The organism is Xenorhabdus ehlersii, assembly GCF_003610465.1.
Taxonomy (GTDB): Bacteria; Pseudomonadota; Gammaproteobacteria; order Enterobacterales; family Enterobacteriaceae; genus Xenorhabdus; species Xenorhabdus ehlersii.
The window spans coordinates 248,444-266,734 of sequence record NZ_RAQI01000003.1 but is presented as its reverse complement, the minus strand read 5'-3'; the positions used below and the strand labels follow the sequence as shown (position 1 = coordinate 266,734).

Here is an 18,291-nt window from a genome sequence, read left to right as displayed (position 1 = left end):
AAATAACTTACAATAAAGGCTCCTTAATCCTTGGGGCCTTTATTAGCTTGCTAGTTTTGGAGAAGTCCTTTCATGTCCGTACTTGGCCGTATCCACTCTTTTGAATCTTGCGGAACCGTAGATGGTCCCGGTATCCGCTTTATCGCGTTTTTCCAAGGTTGCCTTATGCGCTGCCTCTATTGCCATAACCGCGATACTTGGGATACCCATGGCGGAAAAACTGTAACAGTCGAAGAATTAATAAAAGAAGCAACAACCTATCGCCATTTTATGAATGCTTCCGGTGGTGGAGTCACGGCTTCCGGTGGTGAAGCAATTCTTCAAGCCGAATTTGTTCGTGACTGGTTCAGAGCTTGCCATGAAGAAGGCATTCATACCTGTCTCGATACGAATGGCTTTGTTCGCCGTTATGATCCGGTGATCGATGAACTATTGGATGCTACCGATTTGGTTATGCTGGATTTAAAACAACTTAATGATGATATTCACCAAAAATTAATTGGCGTATCCAATCATCGGACTCTCGAATTTGCACGTTATCTGACAAAACGCAATCAAAAAACCTGGATCCGTTATGTTGTTGTTCCCGGTTGGTCGGATGACGATCAATCAGTTCATTTACTTGGTGAATTCACCAAAGACATGAAAAATATTGAAAAAATAGAACTATTACCTTATCACGAACTCGGTAAACATAAATGGATTGCCATGGGGGAGGAATATAAATTGGAAGGTGTTAAGCCCCCATCAAAAGAGACAATGGAGAGAGTAAAAGAAATTTTAAGTGGCTATGGGCATCACGTTATCTATTAGATTTACTCCTGCCACTTCATAATTAACTATATAATTAATAAAGCAATCTATAATGCTTAATAGAAACTGGCTTTCAAACATTGAAGTCAGTTTCTTTGTTAATGACTTATGATCCAATCTCCTCCTTACCGTTATTATATTGAATAAATTTTTAACTTCCTTTACATTCTACAATGTCATTGCGACTATTATTTTTTAAGAAAATTTACTTCATATCTAATACATTTCAAATTGCAATACAACAAAAGAGAGAATCACTTTCCATTATCATTTTGAGGATATCATTATGAAAAATCTATTTCTTTCTCTTTTTATGCCTTGTTTTCTATTAATTTCATTCAATATACGAGCTAATAATACAGAGTTACCTTCAAAAAATTCAGCACCTGAAAAACAAAACACCCCATTACTAAATAAAGAAAAATCATCTGGAGAAAATAAAACCCCAGTTAAAATAAATGAAAAAAATTACATATTTACAGTACTTTCATTAAATATTTGGATGGAAGGTGCTCAAGTTAAAAAAGGTTATCAAGGAATCGTCAATACTATCGTTTATACTCATCCTGACCTTATAGCTCTTAGTGAAGTAGAAAATTATAATCATACTGCTTTTACTGGAAAATTAGTAAAATCTCTGCATAACAAAGGTTTCAATTACTACTCTTACAAATCAAAAAACGATGTTGGTATTCTTTCCCGTTACCCTATAATTCATCATAATAGTTTCGATAGATTCACTAAAGCATTAGTCAAGGTAAATAATATTTATATAGACTTTTATTCCGGTCATTTAGATTATAAAAATGCGGCTAATTATCTTCCAAGAGGTTATGATGGCAACACCTGGAAAGAATTACCCAATGGTCCAGACACTAGGCTGCGTCCCTTAATTAGATAACCGCCTGTAAAAGAGTCGAATACAGCCTAATTTCACCATGGACAAATAGTTTCGTGCGGTTTTTTCGTAACGGGTTGCAATACGCCGATTTCCTTTCAGAAAACCGAAACAGCGTTCGACAACATTGCGGTCACGATAAGCCTGTTCATCAAATTGCGTACGACCATCAGCACTGCCTTTTTCATTGATTTTATAAGGAATAACGCTTTTGATCCTCAATTTACGCAGATAACCGCGGAGCTTTCTACTCGAATACCCTTTGTCTGCCAGCACGGCTTTGCCACGTCGTTTCATGAAACCATTTTTGCGTTGTATACCAATGCCGTCGAGCAAAGGGATGGCGGATTGACTTTCATGAGCTTGCCCAGCGGTCAACATCAGGTTGAGGGGAAAACCCTTTCCGTCGGTTGCCAGGTGGATTTTGGTGCCATAACCACCGCGTGAGCGACCCAGCGCATGATCGTCAGTGATATCGGGATGTTTTTTTTCGCGCCTGCGGCATCTTTACTCGCGCGAATATTGCTGCCATCCAGGCAAATTTCAGCCCAGTCAATCAAGCCTTTTTCATCCAGAATGGACAGTAACCGATTAAATATCTTGTTGATAATGCCCGATTTTGACCAGCGATTAAATCGGTTATAGACCGTTTTCCAAGGGCCATAGCGTTCAGGTAAATCACGCCACGGTGCCCCGGAGCACAAGACCCAGAACATCCCATTCATCACACGGCGGTGTTCAACATGTGGACGTCCTGCTCGCTCTGAATGGACCGGGGGCAAACAAGGTTCTATCACTATCCATGCGTCATCAGGAATGTCGTAGCGTGCCATCATCTTTTTCCCATATTGAAAACAGTTTAGATGAGAATACTATCAATTTACATTAAGGGACACAGCCTAATGTTGATGATATCTTAAAAGAAAATAATAAATCCTATCGCCCAAAATCGATTAATTCATTTATAAGTAATGCTAAAAATGAAGTAAATAAAAACCACGTTATTATATTGGCCGGTGATTTTAATGAACCATCTTGGATGGATTGGTCAGAGAAAACCAAAGATCTTTTTGACCATCACGGTGCTGTTGTTCCTTGGACATCAACCACATTATTAGCAAATGCAGATTATCTTGATAGCTATCGGGTAAAATATACCGATCCAGTAGCATATCCTGGTTTTACCTGGGCGGCAGATAACCCATATGCTGACATCAACAAGCTTGTATGGGCACCTAAAGCAGATGAACGTGATCGCATTGATTTTATTTTTACCATTCTGATCCACGCCTAACAGTACAAGATGCCGTTATCATCGGCCCTTCTGGTAGTATTGTAAGAGGCGAGCGAGTTAAAGAAACCTCTCATGATAAATTTAAACAACCTACAGGAGTTTGGCCAACTGATCATAAAGGTGTATTGATTACCTTTAATTTAAGTTCCTAGCCAACTGATACGAAGTATGTACGTATCCTAAATATTAAGCTCAGGTAACAACTCTTTTTTCCCTGTTAATTATTACTAACTAGATCATATCAGGCCGGATATAGCCTGATATGATCAAAATAAAGCAAAAATCAGCATAACCTACTAACAATGTGTATAATATTTTATTCTAAAAACACACAATAAATGACACCAAAAATAAAATCATTTACTTTATGTAGATATAAATTAGAAAATTAAGCCAAAATTATCTCAGAATAATTAATAAAAGAAATCACATACATTCATTATTACCTATAAAAACACCTTTTCTTCCGCTGATAAGGATTAAAATTAATACTTGTTGATTAATAATTTTTATATGATAATCCCTCCGTTTTCTATAACGAATCGTGTTAATGAAATAGAGAAAAATCAATTCAGTAATTGCCATTCAATATAAAATAAATCGGAAAAATATGGATACTCAAGATATGAACCTCAATTCAGGAGAGAACAGTGTCTCTCTGAGCAAGGAAAAAGATACATTCATTCCAGGTGGTCGTGCTGTAGGAGCTGGAGCTGCAACAGAGTGGATTGGTAATGCATGGGAAATGTTTAAAGCAAAGCCACCGAAATGGATATTGCTAACCTTAGTCTATTTCCTTATAGTAATAGCTTTGCAATTCATTCCTATCGTTAGTATTGTCGCGGCCCTGTTCGGTTCAGTCTTTATTGCTGGATTTATCGCTGCCAGTGAAAAACAGCGAACAACTGGTGATTTTGAAATAGAATTACTTTTCTATGGGTTTAAAAATAAGTTCGGCTCATTAGTTGCTGTTGGTGCGCTTGTCTTCGGCATATATATACTTGGTGTCATTGCTGCTATTATACTTGGGGGAACAAGCATAATTCAAATATTATTGGCAGGACAGGATTCAGATCCAATGCTATTAATGGGTAGTTTTTCTACTTTAATGCTGGCAATGTTGGTTATATTGTTCTTTAGCATCGTTGCCCTTGCATTTAGTTGGTTTGCTCCTGCTCTGATTATCATTAATGATTTAAAATTTGGTGAAGCAATATCGATGAGCTTAAGTGCAGTAAGAAAAAACCTATTCAGTGGTTTCCTGTTCTTCTTGCTGATGGGTATTCTGGTGTTTATTTCGGCAATTCCACTTGGTTTAGGTTTGCTTGCTACTTTTCCTATGTATATGGCAACCTATTATACAACTTATCGCAGCATTTTTTATGCTACAGAAACCCAAGAAACAAAATCTCACTTAGTCAATTAAATATTTTCCAATAGGTACTTATATGTAAAAAGCGCTATTTTTAGCGCTTTCTTATGACTATCCAATGACATTTTTTTCTTGGGATGAATGCATAAATTGAGTAAGCTCTCTTATTAATATAAGAGAAAAAAATGGATAACAAAAGTATTCCTCCAAATATAGAAAGATCACACAATAACTCAGATAATGAACACGCTATCTTTATTTCCAATGGCCAAGCCATTGGGGCAAATGCTGCCATTGCCTGGATAGGTGATGCAAAGGATTTTATTTCTCCCAAACTTGGTATGTGGGTGTTAATGGGGATTATCTATGGCGCTATTAATTTAAGCCTTTTCATTTCTGATTTTGGTTTTCTCCTGTGTCATTTACTGGATCCGTTATTCTCAGCTGGAATTATTGCCATTTGTGAAACACAAATAATGACGGGTAAATTTAAGTTCGGAACATTATTCTATGGCCTTCACTATAAATGTAGTGCTTTATTGGCAATCGGTATCATTGTTTGTGGAATAAAAATATAGGGAAATCTTATTTCTGTTCTGATAAATGGACACGACCTTTCTCAAGTCATTTTCGATAATTTTTCCTTATATAGCAATTATGATGCAATGATCACTAGTGATGATTCACAAGCATCATTTTTACCTTTTTGTGTGTTTCTAATTACCTTGTTCTTATCCACTGCATGTTCCTGGTTTGCCCCAGCCTTGATTATATTGAAAGATTGTAGCGTAGGAAAATCTCTTTCAATTAGCCTCAGTGCTATATGGAAAAACCTCTTAGGAGTTCTATTCACAATTCCATTGAATCTGGCAACATCTTACATCTCCTATTGCAGTGTTTTTTATAAAAAAGAAACTCAGAAAGATGATGTAACTGTGACAAGTTAATTTATGAGAGTTGCTCGTAAAAAAAGCGCCATATTCGGCGCTTTTTTATTAAGAAAATATGATATTATCCAATGTATTCCAATCCATTCATATAAGGACGCAATACTTCTGGGATTTCAATGCGGCCATCTGCCTGCTGATAGTTTTCCATCACAGCAACCAAGGTACGGCCTACCGCAAGACCAGAACCATTCAATGTATGTACCAACTGAGTTTTCTTGTCATCTTTACCGCGGAAACGCGCTTGCATACGACGAGCCTGAAAATCCCACGTGTTAGAACAAGAGGAAATTTCACGATAAGTATTTTGTGCTGGTAACCAAACTTCCAAATCGTAAGTTTTTCTTGCGCTTGCTCCCATGTCACCTGTGCACAGTAGCATCTTACGGTAAGGAAGATTCAGTAACTGTAATACCTTCTCAGCGTGCCCAGTCAGTTCTTCCAAGGCTTCCATGGATTTTTCCGGATGAACAATCTGAATCAATTCAACCTTATCAAACTGATGCATACGGATAAGGCCACGGGTATCACGACCATAAGAACCCGCTTCAGAACGGAAGCAAGGGGTATGCGCCGTCATCTTCAATGGCAACACACTTTCATCCAAAATTTCATCACGAACTAAGTTAGTGACCGGGACTTCCGCTGTTGGAATCAAAGCATAATGACTGCCGGATTCTTCTTCCAATGGTCTGGTATGGAACAGATCTTCACCAAACTTAGGTAACTGACCCGTACCATATAAAGAATCATGGTTAACCAAATAAGGGACGTAAGTTTCCAGATAACCATGCTGCTCTGTATGCAGATCCAGCATGAACTGGGTGATAGCACGGTGCAGACGAGCGATCTGCCCTTTCATTACTACGAAACGCGAGCCAGTCAGTTTAACCGCAGCCGCAAAATCAAGGCCGCCAGTCAGTTCACCCAGTGATACATGGTCTTTGATTTCAAAGTCATATTGGCGTGGTTCACCCCAACGACTAATTTCCAGATTATCACTGTCATCTTTTCCGTCCGGAGAAGAATCATCTGGGATATTCGGCATGCTTAATACAAGATTACGGATCTCAGCCTGCAAGGTTTCCAGTTCAGCTTTTGCTGAATCCAGCTTTTCTCCCAACTGATTCACTTCCTGACGCAGTGGTTCAATATCTTCACCACGGGCTTTCGCTGCACCAATAGCCTTCGATCGGGAATTACGTTCTGCTTGCAGGGTTTCAGTTTCAACTTGTAAAACTTTGCGGCGCTCTTCTAGTTTGCGCAGCGTCTCCACATCAAGGGTATAACCCCTGCGAGCCAGTTTTTCGGCGACTGCGTCTAGCTCATTACGCAGTATATTTGGATCGAGCATGCTAGTCCTGTGCTTGTTGTTATTGAAAATATGGTTATTGAAAAATCGTCAAAAACTACAGCTTTTAGCTGTAATTTGGCATTGTTGGATATAAACCTTACCGTATCAAGAAAATTAACGATAGCGTTTTATTAGGCTATTTTGATCCTGTTCCATTAGCCAGTTTAACTTTTCACCTATCTTACCTTCCAGCCCTCTGGCAGTCGGATAATAATAACGTGTTTGTTGCATTTCTGGCGGAAAATAGACTTCACCGGCGGCATATGCATTCGCTTCATCATGGGCGTAGCGATACTCTTCACCAAACCCAATTTCCTTCATCAGCTTAGTCGGAGCATTACGCAAATGGGCAGGAACGTCATAATCCGGTTTGTTTTGTGTATCCGCCATAGCTGCCTTGAATGCGGTATAAACAGCATTACTTTTCGGTGCACATGCAAGATAGACAATAGCCTGTGCGATCGCTCTCTCTCCTTCAGCCGCTCCGACACGCGTAAAACAATCCCATGCAGCAATAGCTATCTGCATTCCGCGTGGATCAGCATTACCCACATCTTCAGAAGCAATTGCCAGTAACCGACGGGCAACATAAAGGGGATCACCGCCTGCGGTAATAATTCGGGCGTACCAGTAAAGTGCGGCATCAGGTGCTGAACCACGAATTGATTTATGCAGAGCAGAAATTAAATCGTAATATCGATCACCTTTATTATCAAACCTGGCACTTCTTTCCCCGCTTACTTCTTTCAGTAATTCTGGCGTCAAAACCCGCTGCCCTTGCGCATTCGTTTCTGCCATGTCCGACATCATTTCCAGCAAATTCAGTGAGCGGCGTGCATCTCCCGCCACAAGCTCTGCTATCATTTGGCGAGTATTATCCGGTAATACGATATTTTGCCCGCCAATGCCACGCTCTGTATCATTAATGGCCTGAATAAGCACCTGTTCAATTTCTACCGGCGAAAGTGATTTCAATAAATAGACACGAGCCCGTGACAACAAAGCTGAATTTAATTCGAAGGAGGGATTTTCGGTGGTTGCACCAATAAATGTGATCGTACCGTCTTCAATATGTGGTAAGAACGCATCCTGCTGACTTTTATTAAATCGATGAACTTCATCAACAAATAAGATGGTTCTACGCCCTGAATTACGATTTTGTCGTGCTCTTTCTATGGATTCACGAATTTCTTTTATGCCAGAAGTGACTGCCGAAATGCGTTCAATATCAGCTTGCGCGTAATAACCAATAATTTCAGCCAGTGTTGTTTTTCCTGTTCCAGGCGGTCCCCATAAAATCATAGAATGAAGATGACCTGCTCGGATTGCTCGCGGCAAAGGTTTTCCTTCCGCCAGTAAGTGTTGCTGGCCGATATATTGATCTAATGTGACTGGCCGCATTCTTGCGGCCAGTGGCTGAAATTCATTTTGTGAAAAATCGAGAGAAAGATTGTTCACTTAAACCTCACTGGCGTTGATCATCCAGCGTGACACCTTCCGGTACGGTAAATTTGAATTTTTCCGCACCCACGTTTACATTTTGCTGCCCTTTCAATTGGTAAGCACTTTTTTGCCCATCCTGTTCAACGGCAGTAAATTTTTGGATTGTTCCTTCTGGTGTCACGGTAATTGAAAAATGTTTTAAATTACCATTGGCATTATGAGGCGTCAGCTCAAAGCTATTACCGTTTTGCATAACCTTGTACTGTTTCCAGTCGGCAGGATCATTGCGTGCAATCAGCATAAATGGCGTATTTCCCGTTGCTTCCTTTAACCAATTCGCAGTCACCTGTTCAACAAAAGGATTATAAAACCACAGTGTCTTACCATCAGAAACCAAAACACTCTCATCAGGTGATGTCATATGCCAGTTAAACAAATTAGGGCGTTTAATCCAAAGCTCTCCCTCTCCTTGTTGGACTGTTGAACCATCATTGCTAGTTACTGTTTGAGTAAAACTGGCATGAAAACTATTCACCTTTCCCAAACGCCCTTGCAGATCCTGCGTCGCATCAGCCCAAGCAGAACCTATGCTCATACCCATCATCAGACAACCAATCAACATCAGTTTTTTCATGTGCAAGATACCTTCAATTCGTTTTATTATCAGCCATCAATTGTCGATACTGTTTACATTTCACAGCGATAATTAATGTTCATGGGGCGGAGGTGCCAAAACTTCACGATTGCCATTATGCCCAGGCGCACTCACTATCTGTTGTGCTTCCATTTGTTCGACAATCCGAGCCGCTCGGTTATATCCAATCCTGAATTGACGTTGCACACCCGAAATAGAGACACGACGTTTTTCGACCACAAATTCAACCGCTTGATCAAACAGGGGATCTAGCTCCTCATCGCTATCAAATCCCATACTGCCTTCACCGTCTTCTCCCCCTTTGACAATACTGTCTATATATTGAGGGCGGCCACGGGCTTTCCAGTCATTCACTACTTCATGTACTTCTTGATCGCGCACGAATGCACCATGAACACGTACAGGAATGGAGGAGTTTGGCGCCAAATAAAGCATATCTCCCATGCCAAGCAATGATTCTGCACCACCTTGATCAAGAATGGTACGGGAATCTATTTTACTGGATACTGTAAATGCAATACGTGTCGGAATATTTGCCTTAATCAGTCCGGTGATAATATCAACAGAAGGGCGCTGAGTTGCCAATACTAAGTGGATACCTGCCGCTCGTGCTTTCTGAGCCAAGCGTGCAATTAATTCTTCCACCTTTTTCCCGACTGTCATCATTAAGTCGGCAAATTCATCAACCATGACAACAATATAAGGCTCTTTTTTCAGCATAGGATGCGTCGCATCCATGCTGTCACCTGGTTTCCAGAACGGATCAGGGATCGGCCGCCCCATATTTTCGGCTTGCTTGATCTTATCGTTATAGCCCGCAAGGTTACGCACACCTAAAGCTGACATCAGCTTATAACGTCGCTCCATTTCATTTACACACCAACGCAATGCATTGGCTGCATCTTTCATATCGGTGACAACTTCAGTCAATAAATGTGGAATGCCCTCATAAACCGATAACTCAAGCATTTTCGGATCAATCATAATAAAGCGAACATCCTCCGGTTTCGCTTTATACAGAATACTGAGGATCATCGCATTGACCCCTACCGATTTACCCGAACCTGTCGTTCCTGCTACCAGTAAGTGAGGCATCTTACCCAAGTCAGCCACAACCGGCTGCCCTGCAATGTCTTTTCCTAAGACGATGGTTAACGGTGAAGGGTTATCACGGAATTTCTCACAGTCCAAAACTTCCCGCAGATAAACTGTTTGGCGTTTTTTATTGGGTAATTCCAAACCAACATAAGGTCTCCCCGGAATAACTTCCACGATACGGACAGCTACCGCTGAAAGCGAACGAGCAAGGTCACGCGCTAAGTTAGAAATACGCGAAGCTTTCACCCCAGGAGCTAAATCCAATTCAAATCGTGTGATGACAGGCCCCGGAGAGAATCCAACAACATCCGCTTTAACACGATAATCATTCAAACGCGCTTCAATTAAACGCGAGGTTTGCTCAAGCGCAAACATATCAACCGGTTCTTCTTCCGCCGGGGGTTCAGCCAAAAGATCCAAAGAAGGCATCGGCGTCGTTGGTTTTGGCAATGGCTGATCATTACGTATCAAAAATGGATGGAACAAACTATCTTGCTGCGGTTGCTGCGGTTGCTGCGGTTGCTGCGGTTGCTGCGGTTGCTGCGGTTGCTGCGGTTGCTGCGGTTGCTGCGGTTGCTGCGGTTGCTGCGGTTGCTGCGGTTGCTGCGGTTGCTGCGGTTGCTGCGGTTGCTGCGGTTGCTGCGGTTGCTGCGGTTGCTGCGGTTGCTGCGGTTGCTGCGCAAAAGTATGCTGATTTCTCGATGCGTGAGAATCAAGAACAATCGCTGTATTTTTTTCCTGAATTTGTTGAGCCGGTGGCTCTGTTGACATAAATACAAACTCAGTAGGCTCAGATTGATTCAGTTGGTAACGTTCGCGTTGCTGTTGCTCAAACGCTATCCGCAACGCTTCTTCCTGCGCTTTTTGTTCATCTACTGGCTGTTCGTCTATAGTCTGTCCAGCTATGCTATTTTTCGTCAACTCATCAGCTACCGTTGGTTGTTTATCGATCGGCGTACTTGCTTCACGAGACTCTGACTCTCTGTTTCTTTCCTCAAAATCAGCACCATAGCGCTCGCGTTGCTGCTCAAGGAATTGCTGACGCAACATGTCTTGCTGTTGGGCATCCATTCGCTGTTCATTAGCTTCTGCAACCAGCTCATTCTGTCTCTCTTTTTCTTTCCGTTGCATGTGTTCTGCCAAACGGTGAGAAGGCACTTTGATACCATACAATTCGCGACGTGTCGGTATCCTAACAGGATTAGGGCGCGGCATTTCAGGACCAATACCTTGTTTAACCTGTGGATTTCTCGTCACAACAGCAGAGCTGGCAATATCCGCTGCCGCATTTTTCAAATTGACATTATCATTTGCAGGAAGAGTAAACGTCTCTGTGACATCATCTTGTGAATGCGTATTCGTGCCAGCAGAACTGTTTGTGGATAGATTTGAAATAGCCTGAGAAAAGTCATCGGATTGTGGATTTGTACCTGATTGGTCATTATCCGGCAATTCAAAAGAATAGTGAGCAGGTTCTTGTTCCTGAGGTTGATCCAATGCTGGAGCGGTTGGAGAAGCTGATGCAGGCGGTAACGCTGGATCTGTATTAGCTAATTCGGCTAACGTTGGAGCTGTCAGTAATGCATCATCTTCATCTAGTGTTTCAGTAAATATAACCATTTCATGTTTATCTGCATGCTCCGCGGGTTTTTGTTCACTGGCTGAGTGTTCGGAAACTAACGTATTTTCTAAATCATTTTCGTCATATTCAGCATTATTGCGGCCACGATTGACGACAAAACTCAGTGAATCCAGAATAACTGCACCAATTTTTTCTGCAATCGTGAGCCATGACCATCCTGTAAACAATGTGAGTCCAACAGCCCAAATGCCAAGCAAAGCCAATGTTGCCCCCAGAATGTTAAACCAAGGCAGAATCGCATTGCTGAACAAATTCCCAATGACTCCGCCAGCAGCAAAATCATTTAAATCATCAATATTGAGGGCAGCCAAACCACATGATGTCAGTATCAGGGCCAAAGCACCAATGACGCGTAATGCAAGTGTGAAGAAATCAATGTACTCTTGCCTATCTTTCTGACGGAAAGCATTCCAGCAACCTAACAACATAAATGGCGGGACTGCATAGGCAAGAATACCAAATGCCGAGAATAGCGTGTCAGATAACCAAGCACCAACACTGCCACCCCAATTGTGGACGGGTTCATGCCATGACGTCTGTGACCAGCTGGGATCAGATGGATTGAAGCTGATAAGTGCTACCATCAAGTACACAGCACAGATAGCAATAACCAACAGAACGGCTTCCAGAAGCCGGCGGCCACTGCTTATCTTCTTTAACTTAACACGTTTGTCTTCTGTATATTCCTGGTTCAAGAAAGGCTCTCCAGGTTTTTCTGTTGATTAAACGGAACAACGCTGAGGATAGCTCAGCGTTGAAACTGTATGCATAAACAGGAGTGTACCTAAATTTTTCCTGTTTTGCATCTGTACATTTTAGATGAAAGCTTAACGAGTCTTAATCACTAAACGATTGCTCTGCTTCACTTCTTCCATTACAACATAAGTACGTGTGTCATTAACACCAGGAAGACGTAACAGAGTTTCTCCGAGCAATTTACGATATGCAGACATATCTGGCACGCGTGTTTTCAGCAAGTAGTCAAAATCACCAGAAACTAAATGACATTCTTGAATTTCTTCTAGTTTCTGAACAGCAGTATTGAATTGTTCAAATACATCTGCTGCACCGCGGTTCAGCGTAATTTCAACAAATACCAGCAATGATGCATCCAAATAATGAGGATTCAACAAAGCCGTGTAGCCAGAGATAAAGCCCTGACGCTCTAAACGACGCACACGCTCCAGGCAAGGTGTTGGTGACAAACCAACTCTCTTGGATAACTCCACGTTAGAAATACGGCCATCTTTTTGCAACTCGTTAAGGATATTACGATCTATACGATCAAGATCTTTTCCTGGACGCTTCTTATTATCTATCATCTTATTGCTCTCTCTTTAATATTCCTACACCTAAAACATTTTCCCTATCTCTTTCAAGCGCTTGAGCTGGAAAAGATGTCTTCAAAGGTTAACGCTTAATCTGTAACCAAGGTTTAAGGACTACTACAACTCTAGAAACAATCTCCCAGAATACAATTTCCCATACCACAATCTCCCAGAATTCGATCAATTATCCCTTTTGCTTTCCAAGTTGCTGCTATGTTAGCTGTGCTCACTCACCCCAATCACTCAGTTACTCATATATCAGCCACTCATCACTCATATTAGTTTCTATGCGCTTGAGGTTTTGTTCCCTTGTCGCCGCACTACAACTTGAAATCCATTAGGAATACGACACGATTTACCAGAACATTGTCTCTCAGAAACACCATTTCCCAGAACACTATCTCTCAAGATACTAGCTCCCAAAACACTAGGTTTTTCAGAAACAGCTTAACGGCAATTTTTATATTCTATGAGAAAATCACCCACACTAGTTTGTCTATTTTATAGAAACAATTGATTAGCAAGAGAGATAATTATCTCTTACACAGATGTTTTCGCAAATGCACAGCCGATTGTCAAAGTAAATGAACAAAAATCAGAACAACCTGCCAAATAAATTTTCAGTAAATCGTTTCGATAGCTTGTTTTATGTCTCATATGTATAAATGACGTTCAATTCAGAAAGTTAAACAATCGTCTCTTACAATACGATTACATCATAGTTACTATCTATCGGTAAAATCGTTAATAACATGAATATTTTATCTGATAATCGCTTTTTTTAACTTATTATTTCTCCTACAATCCCCAAATCTGCAATATGCGATAATGGAAATGAGGTATTCATGAGCACAGCCAAACACAGTAAACTTATCATTCTTGGCTCAGGTCCTGCTGGTTATACCGCTGCTGTGTATGCAGCCCGCGCTAATCTAAATCCGGTCCTCATTACTGGGGTTGAAAAAGGCGGCCAATTAACCACCACGACTGAAGTTGAGAACTGGCCCGGAGATCCTGAAGGGCTGACTGGCCCTGGCTTGATGGAGCGCATGTTCCAACACGCCGAAAAATTTCAAACAGAAATCATTTCTGACCATATTCAGAACGTTGATTTCTCAAACAGACCATTCCGTTTATTTGGTGATGATCAGGAATATACCTGCGATGCTTTAATCATCGCGACAGGAGCTTCAGCCCGTTATCTCGGATTGCCTTCCGAGGAGGCTTTCAAAGGTCGTGGTGTATCTGCCTGTGCAACATGTGATGGATTTTTCTATCGCAAACAAAAGGTTGCTGTAGTCGGTGGGGGCAATACTGCCGTTGAAGAAGCACTGTATTTGGCAAACATTGCCTCTGAAGTACATTTGATTCACCGTCGTGATACTTTCCGTTCAGAGAAAATCCTGATTGACCGTATGATGGAAAAAGTGAAGAACGGCAACATTATTCTGCATACTGATCGTACGTTGGATGAAGTTCTGGGTGATGATATGGGTGTTACTGGCATCCGCATTCGTGATACGAAAAATGACAATACCGAAGAACTGGATGTTACCGGCGTTTTCATCGCCATCGGCCATAGTCCAAACACTGGCATTTTTGATGGTCAACTGGAACTGGAAAACGGATATATCAAAGTCCAATCTGGCTTGCATGGTAATGCCACCCAGACTTCTATTCCAGGTATCTTTGCCGCTGGAGATGTGATGGATCATGTGTATCGCCAAGCTATCACCTCAGCTGGTACAGGCTGTATGGCTGCACTGGATGCTGAACGTTTCCTTGACGGGCTGGCAACCAAATAATCTATCTTTCCCCAAAGCGCTATTCCGATAGCGCTTTTTAACAGGTAACATACAGCTTGTTTTGATATTCCGTATCATCACCCGCTAATCAGAAATTTTTCTTATGGACAAAACAAGACAATCTGAACTTGTTCGATGGCTGAAACAGCAAACTGCCCCCGCCCGTCGATGGCTTCGTTTATCAATGCTACTTGGCTTAATCAGTGGATTGCTGATTATTTCCCAGGCCTGGCTCTTGGCGACAATCCTGCAAGCCCTGATTATGGATAATGTTCCCCGTGAAAACCTTATCGACCAATTTCTAATGTTGGCTGTTACTTTTACATTACGGGCGATTGTCAATGCCGTTCGGGAACGTGTCGGATTTATTTGTGGCAAAGTTGTACGCCAACAAATTCGCAATATGGTACTGGATAAACTTGAACAACTAGGTCCAATGTGGGTTAAGGGGAAACCCGCAGGAAGCTGGGCAACCATTATCCTGGAGCAGATAGAAGACATGCAGGATTTCTACTCTCGCTATCTACCTCAAATTGCTCTTGCTACGATGATCCCTATCTTAATCCTGGTTACTGTATTTCCAATTAATTGGGCCGCAGGATTGATTTTATTTGTAACCGCGCCATTGATTCCACTGTTTATGGCATTGGTGGGCTTAGGGGCCGCAGATGCCAATCGGCGCAATTTTGTTGCTCTCAGCCGATTAAGCGGTAATTTTCTCGATCGTTTACGGGGTTTGGAAACTTTGCGCCTGTTCCATCGAGGGGAAGCAGAAATTGAACAAATCGCTGAATCAACAGAAAACTTTCGCCGCAGAACAATGGAAGTTCTACGCATGGCATTTTTATCTTCAGCAGTTTTAGAATTTTTTGCCGCAATTTCTATTGCCGTTGTTGCTGTTTATTTTGGTTTTTCCTATTTGGGAGAATTGCACTTTGGTAGCTATGGCGTGGGTGTTACGTTGTTTACAGGTTTCCTCGCGTTAATCCTCGCACCCGAGTTTTTTCAACCACTGCGCGATTTAGGTACGTTTTATCACGCCAAAGCCCAGGCAGTCGGAGCGGCAGAATCGCTCTTCACCTTACTTAGCAGCGATGGAGAACAGGCCGCAAGTAGCGGTGAGAAAACACTATCAGATAAAGAACCCGTTACCATTGAGGCCTGCGGACTGGAAATTATGTCCCACGATGGACATCGTCTTGCTGGTCCTTTGAATTTTACCATTGATAAATGCCAGCGGATTGCTCTGGTTGGAAAAAGTGGTGCGGGCAAAAGTTCGTTGATCAATGTATTGCTGGGATTCTTACCTTATCATGGTTCCTTGAAAATCAATGGAATTGAGTTGCGTGAACTCAGTCTCACCAAATGGCGTGAACGCTTAAGTTGGATTGGGCAAAACCCACACCTGCCAGAACAGACACTGCTTGATAATATCCGTCTTGGTCAATATGACGCAACGCAAGAGCAAATCAATGATGTGATGGAACGGGCTTATGTCAGTGAGTTTATTAACGACCTTCCAGATGGAATAAATACGGTGATAGGTGACAACGCTGCTCGTCTGTCTGTCGGACAAGCCCAGCGGATTGCGGTAACACGAGCGTTGTTAAATCATTGCCAATTATTGCTCTTAGATGAACCCGCCGCTAGCCTTGATGCCCATAGCGAACAGCGTGTGATGATGACCTTAAATCAGGCTTCGCATCAACAAACCACATTATTGGTCACTCACTTGCTAGAAGAAACGCTATCATATGACCAGATTTGGGTAATGGAAAATGGATTGCTTATTGAACAAGGTGATTATCAAACTTTAAGCCAGTCTCAAGGTGTATTTTCTCGTTTGTTATCTCACCGTAGTGTGGAGCTTTAATCATGCGTGTATTACTCCCATTTCTCGTGCTTTACCGTCGCCATTGGTTCCTCATCAGCTTAGGTATGCTATTGGCGATTGTGACGCTGCTAGCCAGTATTGGATTGCTAACACTCTCTGGTTGGTTCCTTGCTGGCACAGCCCTGGCGGGGTTCGCAGGGTTATATACGTTTAACTATATGCTGCCTGCTGCCGGTGTTCGCGGCGCGGCCATTTTTCGCACTGCTGGTCGTTATGGTGAGCGGCTTGTCAGCCATGATGCAACATTCCGGGTATTAGCGCATTTACGTGTTTTCGCGTTTCAAAAAATACTCCCTCTTTCTCCTGGAGGCATTGCTCGTTTTCGTCAAGGTGAGTTATTAAATAGGCTTGTTGCAGATGTCGAAACACTGGATCACCTGTATCTGCGCGTTATTTCCCCCGTCCTCGCCGCATTCGTCGTCATTCTCGCTCTAACATTCGGCTTGAGCTTCCTTGATATCACCCTCGCCTATACTATTGGCGGTATTATGTTAGGGTTGCTACTGATATTACCTTGCGTGTTTTACCACGCAGGAAAACCCTATGGCAGAAACATTACTCAACAACGCGGTCAGTATCGTACATTACTTACCAGCGCTTTGCAGGGGCAAGCTGAATTAAGCGTGTTTGGCGCACTCAGACGCTTTCGTCAATCCATGACAGAGATTGAAAATGATTGGTTGAAAAGCCAGCAAAAACAAGCCAATTTGACCGGACTTTCACAAGCTATCATGATTTTTTCCACCGGAATGACAGTGACGCTGATACTATGGCTAGCAGCGGCAGGTATGGGAGAAAATAGTCAGGCGGGCGCATTAATCGCACTGTTTACATTTTGCACCCTTGCTGCGTTCGAAGCACTTGGGCCAGTCACAGTGGCATTCCAGCACATGGGGCAAGTCATTGCATCTGCGACGCGTGTTTCTCAGTTGATGCACCAAAAACCGGAAGTCACCTTTCCTTCTCATGGACCGCAAGCAAATAGCGGGTTCAGCCTTGAAATAAAAGATGTTGATTTCATCTACCCGGGCCAGCCACAGCCAGTATTGAAAAATATATCGCTATCCCTGACATCAGGCGAACATATTGCTTTACTGGGAAAAACAGGATGTGGTAAGTCCACGCTTTTGCAATTATTGACGCGTGCCTGGGATGTCAATAGCGGTGAGATTCAACTCAATCAGCACCCTATCTCCCACTATGATGAGTTAACATTGCGTTCAATGATGTCTATCGTTCCCCAGCGGATACATGTCTTTAGCCATACTTTGCGTGAAAATCTTTTATTGGCAAAACCAGGTGCTGGTGACGATGAATTAACAACCGTACTGCAACAAGTAGGTTTAGGATACTTGCTAGACACTGATAAAAAGCTAAACTGTTGGATGGGTGAGGGTGGGCGTCAGCTTTCCGGTGGGGAACAACGGCGCTTAGGTATTGCCAGAGCATTATTGCATAATGCCCCTTTAATGCTGCTGGATGAGCCAACTGAAGGACTCGATGCTGATACAGAACAGCAAATTCTGTCGCTACTACACCGTAGTTGTCAGCATAAGACTTTGATTATCGTTACCCATCGACTCACAGGCTTGCAATTCATGGATCAAATCTGCGTTATGGATGGAGGGCGTATTATCGAGCAAGGTAAGCATAATGCGCTACTGGCTCAACAAGGACGTTACTATCAATTTTATCAGCGGCAACAATTTTATCAGCTACAGAGCTATCCTGAGCAAAGGTGATTCAAC

General features: G+C 42.3%; 14 protein-coding genes. 8 read left to right on the top strand and 6 right to left on the bottom strand.

The window, feature by feature from the left end:
• The first annotated feature begins 72 nt into the window (after positions 1 to 72).
• Entirely contained in the window at positions 73 to 813 is a 741-nt protein-coding gene (pflA, locus tag BDE27_RS11505; protein WP_099133869.1) for a pyruvate formate lyase 1-activating protein, read from the top strand.
• A gap of 286 nt (positions 814 to 1,099) precedes the next feature.
• Positions 1,100 to 1,714 (top strand): endonuclease/exonuclease/phosphatase family protein, encoded by a 615-nt coding sequence (locus tag BDE27_RS11500; protein WP_099133870.1) that lies wholly within the window; start codon positions 1,100 to 1,102, stop codon positions 1,712 to 1,714.
• On the opposite strand, the gene BDE27_RS11495 is transcribed toward BDE27_RS11500, so the two are convergent.
• A protein-coding gene (locus BDE27_RS11495) for an IS5 family transposase (protein ID WP_120211323.1) occupies positions 1,703 to 2,544 on the bottom strand; the annotation gives its coding sequence in 2 pieces (ribosomal slippage) (positions 1,703 to 2,202 and positions 2,202 to 2,544; 843 coding nt in all). The two genes, BDE27_RS11500 and BDE27_RS11495, sit on opposite strands and share 12 nt — an antisense overlap.
• A gap of 206 nt (positions 2,545 to 2,750) precedes the next feature.
• Here BDE27_RS11495 and BDE27_RS11490 point away from each other — a divergent pair.
• From BDE27_RS11490 to BDE27_RS11480, 3 genes are all read left to right on the top strand, one after another.
• Entirely contained in the window at positions 2,751 to 3,005 is a 255-nt protein-coding gene (locus BDE27_RS11490) for a hypothetical protein (protein ID WP_099131977.1), read from the top strand.
• 610 nt (positions 3,006 to 3,615) lie between these two features.
• On the top strand, positions 3,616 to 4,431 hold the full coding sequence (locus BDE27_RS11485) for a BPSS1780 family membrane protein (RefSeq protein WP_099131976.1): 816 nt from the start codon (positions 3,616 to 3,618) through the stop codon (positions 4,429 to 4,431).
• A 131-nt stretch (positions 4,432 to 4,562) separates the two neighbouring features.
• Positions 4,563 to 4,955 carry a hypothetical protein gene (locus BDE27_RS11480; RefSeq protein ID WP_099131975.1) on the top strand — a complete coding sequence of 131 codons (393 nt, stop codon included), beginning with the start codon at positions 4,563 to 4,565 and terminating at the stop codon, positions 4,953 to 4,955.
• A gap of 433 nt (positions 4,956 to 5,388) precedes the next feature.
• Here BDE27_RS11480 and serS read toward each other — a convergent pair whose 3' ends face one another.
• The 5 genes from serS to lrp form a co-directional block, all read right to left on the bottom strand.
• Positions 5,389 to 6,678 carry a serine--tRNA ligase gene (gene serS / locus BDE27_RS11470; protein ID WP_099131974.1) on the bottom strand — a complete coding sequence of 430 codons (1,290 nt, stop codon included), beginning with the start codon at positions 6,676 to 6,678 and terminating at the stop codon, positions 5,389 to 5,391.
• Between the two features lie 114 nt (positions 6,679 to 6,792).
• Entirely contained in the window at positions 6,793 to 8,136 is a 1,344-nt protein-coding gene (locus tag BDE27_RS11465; RefSeq protein ID WP_099131973.1) for a replication-associated recombination protein A, read from the bottom strand.
• A gap of 7 nt (positions 8,137 to 8,143) precedes the next feature.
• Positions 8,144 to 8,755, bottom strand: coding sequence for an outer membrane lipoprotein periplasmic chaperone LolA (lolA, locus tag BDE27_RS11460; protein WP_099131972.1), 612 nt, complete (start codon positions 8,753 to 8,755; stop codon positions 8,144 to 8,146).
• A 72-nt stretch (positions 8,756 to 8,827) separates the two neighbouring features.
• Entirely contained in the window at positions 8,828 to 12,211 is a 3,384-nt protein-coding gene (locus BDE27_RS11455; protein ID WP_120211354.1) for a DNA translocase FtsK 4TM domain-containing protein, read from the bottom strand.
• Positions 12,212 to 12,343: 132 nt separating this feature from the next.
• On the bottom strand, positions 12,344 to 12,838 hold the full coding sequence (gene lrp, locus BDE27_RS11450; protein ID WP_004256338.1) for a leucine-responsive transcriptional regulator Lrp: 495 nt from the start codon (positions 12,836 to 12,838) through the stop codon (positions 12,344 to 12,346).
• 851 nt (positions 12,839 to 13,689) lie between these two features.
• On the opposite strand from lrp, the gene trxB reads away from it, so the two are divergent.
• From trxB to cydC, 3 genes are all read left to right on the top strand, one after another.
• Positions 13,690 to 14,649, top strand: coding sequence for a thioredoxin-disulfide reductase (trxB, locus tag BDE27_RS11445; RefSeq protein WP_099131970.1), 960 nt, complete (start codon positions 13,690 to 13,692; stop codon positions 14,647 to 14,649).
• A gap of 103 nt (positions 14,650 to 14,752) precedes the next feature.
• Positions 14,753 to 16,522, top strand: a complete 1,770-nt coding sequence (gene cydD / locus BDE27_RS11440; RefSeq protein ID WP_099131969.1) for a heme ABC transporter permease/ATP-binding protein CydD — start codon at positions 14,753 to 14,755, stop codon at positions 16,520 to 16,522.
• Between the two features lie 2 nt (positions 16,523 to 16,524).
• Positions 16,525 to 18,285 carry a heme ABC transporter ATP-binding protein/permease CydC gene (gene cydC / locus BDE27_RS11435; RefSeq protein ID WP_099131968.1) on the top strand — a complete coding sequence of 587 codons (1,761 nt, stop codon included), beginning with the start codon at positions 16,525 to 16,527 and terminating at the stop codon, positions 18,283 to 18,285.
• Positions 18,286 to 18,291: the final 6 nt, after the last annotated feature.

Coding starts and splice junctions, on each gene's coding strand:
- pflA (WP_099133869.1), top strand. CDS start 73: ATGTCCGTACTTGGCCGTATCCACTCTTTTGAATCTTGCGGAACCGTA.
- BDE27_RS11500 (WP_099133870.1), top strand. CDS start 1,100: ATGAAAAATCTATTTCTTTCTCTTTTTATGCCTTGTTTTCTATTAATT.
- BDE27_RS11490 (WP_099131977.1), top strand. CDS start 2,751: ATGGATTGGTCAGAGAAAACCAAAGATCTTTTTGACCATCACGGTGCT.
- BDE27_RS11485 (WP_099131976.1), top strand. CDS start 3,616: ATGGATACTCAAGATATGAACCTCAATTCAGGAGAGAACAGTGTCTCT.
- BDE27_RS11480 (WP_099131975.1), top strand. CDS start 4,563: ATGGATAACAAAAGTATTCCTCCAAATATAGAAAGATCACACAATAAC.
- serS (WP_099131974.1), bottom strand. CDS start 6,678: ATGCTCGATCCAAATATACTGCGTAATGAGCTAGACGCAGTCGCCGAA.
- lolA (WP_099131972.1), bottom strand. CDS start 8,755: ATGAAAAAACTGATGTTGATTGGTTGTCTGATGATGGGTATGAGCATA.
- lrp (WP_004256338.1), bottom strand. CDS start 12,838: ATGATAGATAATAAGAAGCGTCCAGGAAAAGATCTTGATCGTATAGAT.
- trxB (WP_099131970.1), top strand. CDS start 13,690: ATGAGCACAGCCAAACACAGTAAACTTATCATTCTTGGCTCAGGTCCT.
- cydD (WP_099131969.1), top strand. CDS start 14,753: ATGGACAAAACAAGACAATCTGAACTTGTTCGATGGCTGAAACAGCAA.
- cydC (WP_099131968.1), top strand. CDS start 16,525: ATGCGTGTATTACTCCCATTTCTCGTGCTTTACCGTCGCCATTGGTTC.